Raw genomic sequence first — 8,862 nt, forward strand, 5'->3', positions numbered from 1 at the left:
CCCGACAAGCGCTGTAGGGTGTAGGGTATAGGGTGTGGGGTGTAGGGTGTGGGGTGTAGGGTGTGGGGTGTAGGGTGTGGGGTGTAGGGTGTGGGGTGTAGGGTGTGGGGTGTAGGGTGTGGGGTGTAGGGAACAATTAAACCCATCTCGCGGCTCAATAAGTAGTCGAACCAAAGAAAACGGTACTGTATTAAGTTTTACAAATCGCCCTCAAACCCTTACTGTTCCCTGTGACACACCGAGCGCAGTCGAGGTGTTCCCTGTTCCCTGATCTCAACCGTTAAGTTTAATTGTGTCCACCTACTTAGTGATTAAGAACTTGGACGCCAGGAAATAAATTTCTTCCAGCCTAAAGTTTAAGTAAGCTAAAGCTTACTCGGTAAATCTTTGAACCCGTTTTAACGGGTTTTAGCTTTTAGCCCGTAGACGCGGAGCGGCTTCTCTTAGAGTACTTTAGTTCAGGGCTGACTTTAGTTCAGGGCTGACTGGAGCGTGACTTTTGAATAATCGCTTGGCGAAAACCTAACACGACCAAAATATTAGATAGGGTTAAAAAAAACTCAGCACTCCCATGCAACCAATCCACATTGGCTAATTGTTCCCCAAACGCAACCTTGGCATAAATTCCCGCCGGAATCGTCACTCCCACAAACACCAACAGCGCATAAAATCCAATCAGTGCCAACCGTGGGGTTTGTCCGGAACGAGTTAGAAACCACAAAAAACCTAGGTAAGGGAATAAGGAAACCGCAAATAAAGTATCTTTGGAAATCATCACATTACATTCACAGAACGTAGGGGCGCATAGACGTGCGCCCTTATTAGTTTGTCACCGAATCGGATTGATTTTGCAAAAAATAAAGTCATCTATTGTACCACTGAACGGGTAGTTTAGCTAAACAACATCAACAGGCGTCTTAGATTTTTCCGGTTCGCTGCTATCACTCTGATCAGATTTTCGCGCACAGCGCCAAATCCACCAAGCGGCAGCACAAAGGGTAATATTTCCTAATACCGTCATCGAGGCTTGCAGGGTAACTAACCAATCCAACGATTCAGGATTGTCAAAAAAGTGCCAGGTACAAGCACACATCGCACCGACTAAGGCAGGAAACATGGCACAAGACAATGCCCACCAGTATCGATTGCCTGTAATGTCACCATAACTCCAGATTAACCAGATAGCGGCAATCCATTCGATAACGCTAGAGACGTGAATGATCCACGTTGGAACTGAAAGGGCATGCATAGAGAAAGTTTACTTGACGCGATCGCACAACCTCAATCATTCTAACCCCCACTGTCGCTCTTTTGCCTTAGCTCTAAAACAGTATGCAGATAGCTGATCGCGCCCTCGACTATGGCACTATACAATAACTGAGGGGACTTAATACAGAAGAAACGAATGGCGCGTACCCCAAAATTAACTTTTGATCGGGGAACTCTACTCCTCCATCCACCCCCACGGGGTAAGGCGTGGGTGGATTATGCGACATGGGATGATCGGGTGGAAAAGTTTCGGATTCCAGGGATGCACTATCGCCCCCTGGTGGAAGTGCTGCAAGCCTCTCAGGTTGATTTTATTGATGATGCGAAGGAATTTATTCCTTTGGAGTTGGTTTCCAGCTTTGAGATGGAACCCTATCCCCATCAACAGGAAGCCTTATTAGCCTGGAAATTAGCAGGGCGTCGCGGGGTGGTGGTATTACCTACCGCCGCCGGAAAAACCTATCTGGCTCAACTGGCGATGCAATCGACGCCTCGCAGTACGTTAATTGTTGTACCCACCTTGGATTTAATGCATCAATGGTACGCCCAGTTAGAAGCCGCGTTTCCGGATGTGGAAGTTGGATTATTAGGCGGAGGTTCGCGCGATCGCACGCCAATCTTAATTGCTACTTATGATAGTGCCACGATTCACGCCGAATCCCTGGGAAATCAATACGGGTTGTTAATTTTTGACGAATGTCACCATTTACCCACTGACTTTTATCGAGCAATTGCTGAATACGCGATCGCACCTTACCGACTCGGACTTACGGCTACCCCGGAGCGTACTGATGGGCGTCATAATGACTTAGATGGTTTAATTGGTCAACAAGTCTATCGCAAAAGCCCGGATGACTTGGCTGGGTTAGCCTTGGCGGAACATAAGGTGGTGCAGATTAAAGTTAAACTATCACACCAAGAGCGCGATCGCTACGATGCTTGTCTGAAACTGCGGAATGATTTTCTAAGAGAGTCGAATATTTACCTAAGTAGTTTAGACGGATGGCAACGGTTTGTGCAAGCCAGTGCGGGTTCTCAACAAGGGCGTCGCGCTATGTTAGCACATCGGGAATCTAAGGAAATTGCTTTAGGAACGGAAGGAAAATTACGAGTATTAGCCGATTTAGTCGCGAAACATTATCCGGAACGGATCTTGGTATTCACGAATGATAATGCCACAGTTTATCGGATTTCCCAAGAATTGCTGATTCCGGCGATTACCCACCACACTCCCGTCAAAGAACGTCACGAGATTCTCCAACGATTTCGCGAGGGAGACTATAAAATATTGGTCGCTTCCCATGTTTTAAATGAAGGCGTTGATGTTCCTGATGCACGAGTGGCGATTATTTTATCGGGAACAGGTTCAGAACGGGAATATGTGCAGCGATTAGGGCGAGTCTTACGCAAGGGAACGGATCAGAATAAGTTGGCGATATTGTATGAAGTTGTTGCAGAAAATACCAGTGAAGAAGGAACATCGCAACGGCGACGCGGTTCCAGTGGAAAAGGCAAAGCTAAACCCAAACCTAAACCCAAGGAAGTGGAGAAGCCGAAACATCGACAGTTGGAAATTTTACCTTCTCAACCTTACGAAGTGAAACCTTCTCAGTCGCCGAGAGCCGCCGAGTCTCCGGGTAAGTATGACGTATGATAGAGGTTTGTCGTTGCGCTTTAGTGCTATAAAAGCCACATCACTTACTATATTCCATTCAGATTAAGTCCGTTTTTAACGCAGAGGGACGCAGAGGTTAGCGCAGAGGTTCGCAGAGGGAGTTTTAGGAAAAAATTCAACCTTTTATAGGATTTGAGAAATAACTGGAAACGATATAAGTACCTGGACATAAATTCTGTCCCCTATACTAAGAAACCTTAAGAAGCTTCAAACTATTACTGTTGCCTGTTACCTAATCTCCACCATTAAGTTTAATGAAAATCCGACTACTTACTTTACTCTGTCCTGTTCCTTTAACTATGAGCAATGACTGTGTTAATTAAACTTTTGATAAAACTCGTAAAACTGGGTTTGGCTGTCAGTTTAGTGTTTCCGGCAGTTTGTTTTAGAACGCCATGGCTGGCAAATTTAAGGGATTGGGCATTTGGTTTGGTGTTTATCCTCAGTTTAGGATTAATCGTTTCGGAAATTTCAGGCTGGACGAGAAATTCAAGCCAAAGACACGTTATTTTCAGCGTTTTGATTTTAGCGATCGCGTCGTTCAGTTTTTCTTTGGCGGTGACGACGGAAGTTAAGTTCCACTTGACTAAACAAGCGATTCTCAATCGAGAAGCAAGCCAACTGAAAACTCTGGGTCAGCATTTTATCGTGGGTTATCGTAATCTTGAGGAGGTAAAAACTCTGGTTGAAAAAGGCGCGATCGCGGGTGTCTTTATCACTAGACGAAATATCCAGAATAAAACCCCAGACGAAATTAACCAAGAAATCCAATCGTTACAAGCCATTCGCGCCAATCAGGGGTTATCACCCTTGTGGATAGTCACGGATCAAGAAGGCGGTATTGTCTCGCGATTATCTCCGCCTTTAACTCGATTACCCCCCTTATCATCAATTATTAAAGATGAAAAAGATATCGATAGCGCCAAAGAAGACGTTATCCGCTATGCTAGTATTCAGGGTAAAGAATTGTCGAAAATTGGTATTAATTTAAACTTTGCCCCAGTCGTGGATTTAAATTATGGGGTTATCAGTTCTGAAGATAAGTATTCTAAAATTTATCTGAGAGCCATATCCGCCGATAAAGATATTGTGGCTAAGGTGGCATTATGGTATTGCCAAACCCTAGCCGACTATGGCGTAACCTGTACCATTAAACATTTCCCTGGATTGGGACGAGTGGATACGGATACCCATCTTGAGGATGCTCAATTGAAAACGTCGGTAGCGGAATTAACCCAAGCAGACTGGGTGCCATTTCGGGAAGTCATGAGCAAAACAAACGCCTTTACCATGTTGGGACACGCTCAATTAATTGCCGTTGATCCTGACCATCCTGTCTCGTTTTCTCAACAAGTTGTTACAGACATTATTAGAGACAAATGGCAGCATAATGGCATTCTGATTACAGATGATTTTAGTATGCATGCGGTTTATGGCAGTCGAGATGGGTTAGAGGCGGCTACGGTAAAAGCCATTAACGCTGGAGTTGATTTAATCTTAATGGCTTACGACACCGATTTGTATTACAACGCGATGAATGCTTTGCTTCAGGCTGAATCGGCTAATCGTTTAGATATTACCGTTCTGAAAAGTAGTAATACAAGACTCAAGCAAGCGATCAGGAAAATATTATGAATTATGAATAAATAAGAAACGGTGAGGCGTAAATTAATAAGAAATGGCAACATTGGCAACATTTCCTGATCGCCTAAAATTATTTATGTATTGATAAATATATCAAACGCATCCTTCAGTTTACCCTCAGCGACAACAAGAACATCGGTTCTGCAAAGGCGCTGAGGTTTTTTATATGCATTTAAAATGGTGGAATCGGTTGTAGGTTGGGTTGACGCCAGAAAATAAACACCTGAAAGACACTTGTAGAGGTGATCCGCCTGCATCAATTAACACCTGTCGCCCACTCACTTTGATCGGGTGTCCTCTCCTGGAACCGTTGGATCAGTAGAACAAATAGGGTAACTGGTACGTCCATGACATGGAGGAATACGTTAGTGAAAAATACTCATGATTCGTCAAACTGAATAAGTTGTGTTAAATTTACGTGTTTAAGCAAGAAAAAACAGCAATGAGTAATCCCGCTCCATCAGAGTCTTCAGTTCCACCAAAACCAGCCCAACCAGAAAAACTTAATCTTTCCACGAAAATGGCTTACGGGGCGGGTGATATGGGGGCGGGGATTACGGCTACCCTATTAGCCTTCTCCTTTCTAATTTTCCTCACTAATGTAGCTGGATTAAGTCCAGGGTTAGCCAGTACGGTGCTGTTAATCGGCAAAATCTGGGATGCGATTAATGATCCCATTGTCGGACTATTAAGCGATCGCACTCGGTTCCGTTGGGGACGACGCCATACCTGGATGATTCTATCCGGTATTCCCTTTGGTGTGTTCTTTTTCCTGCAATGGGTTGTACCCCCTATCAATCAGTCGGCGCTGTTTTGGTATTACGTGATTGTTAGTATTTTATTCAACATGGCGTTTACAGGTGTCAATTTGCCCTATACCGCATTGACGCCAGAACTGACTCAAGATTACAACGAACGTACCAGCTTGAATAGTTTTCGCTTTGCCTTCTCCATTGGTGGGAGTATTCTCTCCTTAGCCTTAGGTCAATTTATCTTTAAAGCTATTCCCAATGATCAAACACAATATCTAGTCTTAGGACTCATCTGTACAATTCTGTCTGTTCTACCCGCCTATTGGTGCGTGTGGGGAACCACAGATCCAACGGCGGCGGGGGAACGGCGATCGCAGCAAACGGTGGAGGAGAGTAATGAAACGGAAATCCCTTTTTTAGAACAGCTAAAAATTGCCTTTAGGAATCGTCCTTTTCTGTATGTCATCGGGATTTATCTGTTTTCTTGGTTAGCCTTTCAGTTAACAGCGGCGATTATTCCCTATTATTTGGTTAACTGGATGGGTCAAGAGTCCTATTTTACCGCCGCCTTAGTGGTTCAATGTGTAGCCTTAGTGATGCTTTTTGTCTGGAATTTGGTGAGTCAGCGCGTCGGGAAGCGGGCTGTTTATTTTATGGGAATGAGTGCCTGGATTGTCGCCCAAGGCGGATTATTCTTTTTACCACGGGATCAGGTGGGATTAATGTATCTCCTCTTTGTCATGGCAGGGTTTGGCATTGCCATTGCCTATCTTATCCCTTGGTCAATGTTACCCGATGTGATTGAATTAGATGAACTAAATACGGGTCAACGGCGCGAGGGAATATTCTATTCGTTTATGGTACTCCTGCAAAAAATGGGATTAGCGTTGGGGTTGTTTCTCGTGGGACAAGCGCTAGATTTTTCGGGGTTTTTGAGTAGTGAACCGGGTCAACCGATACCGGAACAACCTGCTTCAGCATTGCTGGCGATTCGGTTAGTTGTTGGTCCATTGCCTACCGTGTTCTTACTTTGTGGATTAATTTTGGCATATTTCTATCCCATCACTCGCGAAATTCATGCAGAAATTCTGTTACAGCTTCAGGAACGCAAGTCAGGTATTGATGATACTGATACTTCTACTAACGAAGGTTTGGAACTTGAGTGACGCTGTAACTAAAATTGGTATTTGTCACCTCCTTTATCCTTTAGCTGCTATTCTCCACACCCCACACCCCACACCCCACACCCCACACTCCACATCCCACAACCCCAGTCCAGTGATAGACCGAAAGTTGTTTATTTATCGTTCAAGTCGTGATCATTTTGCTATAATCTTCCTCTAATTCGCCTGGGTGGAATAACCCGATCAATATCACGTTGGCAATCAAATTTACCGATGACATACCCTAGAAAACAGCCAATTTCCCCGATGCAGCTTAAACGTCAACGACGGGGACAGCTAGCGGCGTTATTGCTAGCCACTTTGTTGCTGCTCTTTTTTCCCGTTAGAGTTCTTGCTCAAGATACTGAAACCTCTGAGGGTTTCCTGAATGCGATCGACAGTGTATTCTCGGCAATCGTCGCTGTCCTGTTTAAGTTTCTCTTCTACGACATCGGTGGTTTTCCGCTGATTGTACTGTGGTTGATTGTGGCAGGTATTTTCTTTACGCTTCGCTTGGGCTTTATCAATATCCGTGCCTTTAAACATGCAATTGATGTGGTAAGGGGTAAGTATGATGACCCAGAGGAAGAGGGACAAGTCTCCCATTTTCAGGCGCTGGCGACGGCGTTGTCGGGAACGGTGGGATTAGGCAACATTGCTGGCGTGGCTGTGGCAATCCAGGAGGGAGGTCCAGGCGCTATGTTTTGGCTGACACTGGCGGCTTTTCTGGGTATGACAACTAAGTTGGTTGAATGTACCCTGGGACTCAAATATCGCATCGAACGACCCGATGGTACAGTCGCTGGGGGACCAGCTTATATGCTCTCACGCGGGTTAACCAAGATGGGGTTGGGTCCTCTGGGAAAAGGATTAGGAATTATTTTTTCCGTGCTGGCGATTTTTGGTTCAATGGGCGGCGCGAATATGTTCCAGTCTAACCAAGCTGCCATCGCCTTTGTGGGTACATTTCCGGGGATGCAGGGATGGATCGTCGGTCTGGTTTTGGCAGTGTTAACCGCGATTGTGATTATTGGTGGGATTGAGCGAATTGCTTCGACAACGGGGTTGCTGGTGCCCGCAATGGCGGTGATTTATATCTTGGGGTGTCTGTGGATTGTGGTGGTGAATTTGCCCCAAGTTCCTGCCGCGATCGCTACAATTATTAGCCAAGCTTTTGTCCCAGAAGCGCTTGAAGGCGGTATTGAAGGCGGTATTATTATCGTTATCGTGCAAGGGGTGCGGCGCAGTGCTTTCTCCAATGAAGCAGGAATTGGTTCAGCCGCGATCGCGCACTCGGCGGCTCGGACTGATGAACCAGTGCGGGAAGGGATTGTCGCCCTCTTGGAACCGTTTATTGATACGATCATCATCTGCAATATGACTGGAATCATGATTGTCCTAACGGGTGTCTATCAAGATACGGGTGAAGCGATCGATGGTTCTCAGATGACACTGAATGCCTTTGCTACAGTTAGTACCTGGTTTCCGATTGTTCTCACGATTGCAATTTTCCTGTTTGCCTTCTCCACAATTATTTCTTGGAGTTATTACGGCGAGATTTCCTGGCAATATCTCTTTGGTCAACGCACCATTATCATCTATAAGCTGATTTTTGTCGCCTGTGTGTTTATCGGTGCCGTTGTTACTCCTGGTGCGGTGATTGATTTTAGCGATTTAACCCTGCTGATGATGGCACTTCCCAACTTAATTGGTGCTTATTTTCTCTCCAATGAGGTGGCGGGAGACATCAGCAATTATATGGAGCGGCTGCGTTCGGGGCAAATGCCAACTTATGCAGAAAAGCTCGCCACTCTGGGAGATTCCCACCAAACTGGAAACTAATGCCTCCCAACAAATTTTGAGTTTTGTAAGTTGTAGGGGCGGGTTTCACTATTCTGGTTTCTTGTCATCCAGATGTCACTAAACCCGCCCTGGCTTCAGAGAAAAATTCAGAATCTCATGGTAATCGCTTCCATTCACACAAGCTACACGGAAATGAACAATTAATAATTAGGGCTTGCTGAATAAGTCGGAGAAAAATAACCGATTGACTAATTAGTTATTGAACTATTAATAAACATAAATATTTCCGGCTTTATTTCCTCTTAATGATAAGGTTTGATCATAATTAAAGACTGAAAAATACCTGATTGTGGAAAGAAACAAAAAAAGACAAAAAACCTGCCGTAGCAGGGCAGACAGATTCATTACTAAAAATGTAATAGCAATGGCTGTTTCTGAAGTATGTGGCAGTCTAGCCATGACTCGATTCAGGCTAAATCTACGTTTAGAAACTCCAAATTTTCCCTCAATAGTATTACGAATTCTCTCGTCTTCTAATGCTTGCTTCTTTTTTTCG

7 protein-coding genes are annotated in these 8,862 nt (G+C 44.8%); 4 read left to right on the top strand and 3 right to left on the bottom strand.

The window, feature by feature from the left end; all coding sequences use genetic code 11:
* Nucleotides 1-475 precede the first annotated feature (475 nt).
* Together RIG66_RS21980 and RIG66_RS21985 are read right to left on the bottom strand one after the other, a co-directional pair.
* Nucleotides 476-775, bottom strand: a complete 300-nt coding sequence (locus RIG66_RS21980; protein WP_446380859.1) for a DUF3593 domain-containing protein — start codon at nt 773-775, stop codon at nt 476-478.
* Between the two features lie 120 nt (nt 776-895).
* Nucleotides 896-1,249, bottom strand: a complete 354-nt coding sequence (locus tag RIG66_RS21985) for a DUF2499 domain-containing protein (RefSeq protein WP_446380860.1) — start codon at nt 1,247-1,249, stop codon at nt 896-898.
* Nucleotides 1,250-1,405: 156 nt separating this feature from the next.
* On the opposite strand from RIG66_RS21985, the gene RIG66_RS21990 reads away from it, so the two are divergent.
* The 4 genes from RIG66_RS21990 (at nt 1,406) to RIG66_RS22005 (ending at nt 8,345) form a co-directional block, all read left to right on the top strand.
* On the top strand, nt 1,406-2,923 hold the full coding sequence (locus RIG66_RS21990; protein ID WP_446380861.1) for a DEAD/DEAH box helicase family protein: 1,518 nt from the start codon (nt 1,406-1,408) through the stop codon (nt 2,921-2,923).
* A gap of 348 nt (nt 2,924-3,271) precedes the next feature.
* Nucleotides 3,272-4,579: a glycoside hydrolase family 3 N-terminal domain-containing protein gene (locus tag RIG66_RS21995; RefSeq protein WP_446380862.1), complete on the top strand. Its 1,308-nt coding sequence runs from the start codon at nt 3,272-3,274 to the stop codon at nt 4,577-4,579.
* A 451-nt stretch (nt 4,580-5,030) separates the two neighbouring features.
* Complete coding sequence (locus RIG66_RS22000; protein WP_446380863.1) at nt 5,031-6,506, top strand: MFS transporter; 1,476 nt, start codon at nt 5,031-5,033, stop codon at nt 6,504-6,506.
* A gap of 231 nt (nt 6,507-6,737) precedes the next feature.
* Complete coding sequence (locus tag RIG66_RS22005) at nt 6,738-8,345, top strand: alanine/glycine:cation symporter family protein (protein ID WP_446380864.1); 1,608 nt, start codon at nt 6,738-6,740, stop codon at nt 8,343-8,345.
* A gap of 228 nt (nt 8,346-8,573) precedes the next feature.
* Here RIG66_RS22005 and RIG66_RS22010 read toward each other — a convergent pair.
* Nucleotides 8,574-8,862, bottom strand: a 289-nt coding sequence (locus RIG66_RS22010) for a transposase (protein ID WP_446380865.1), incomplete at its 5' end; no start/stop codon positions are given.

This window comes from Coleofasciculus sp. E2-BRE-01, from assembly GCF_040221695.1.
Lineage (GTDB): Bacteria > Cyanobacteriota > Cyanobacteriia > Cyanobacteriales > Coleofasciculaceae > Coleofasciculus.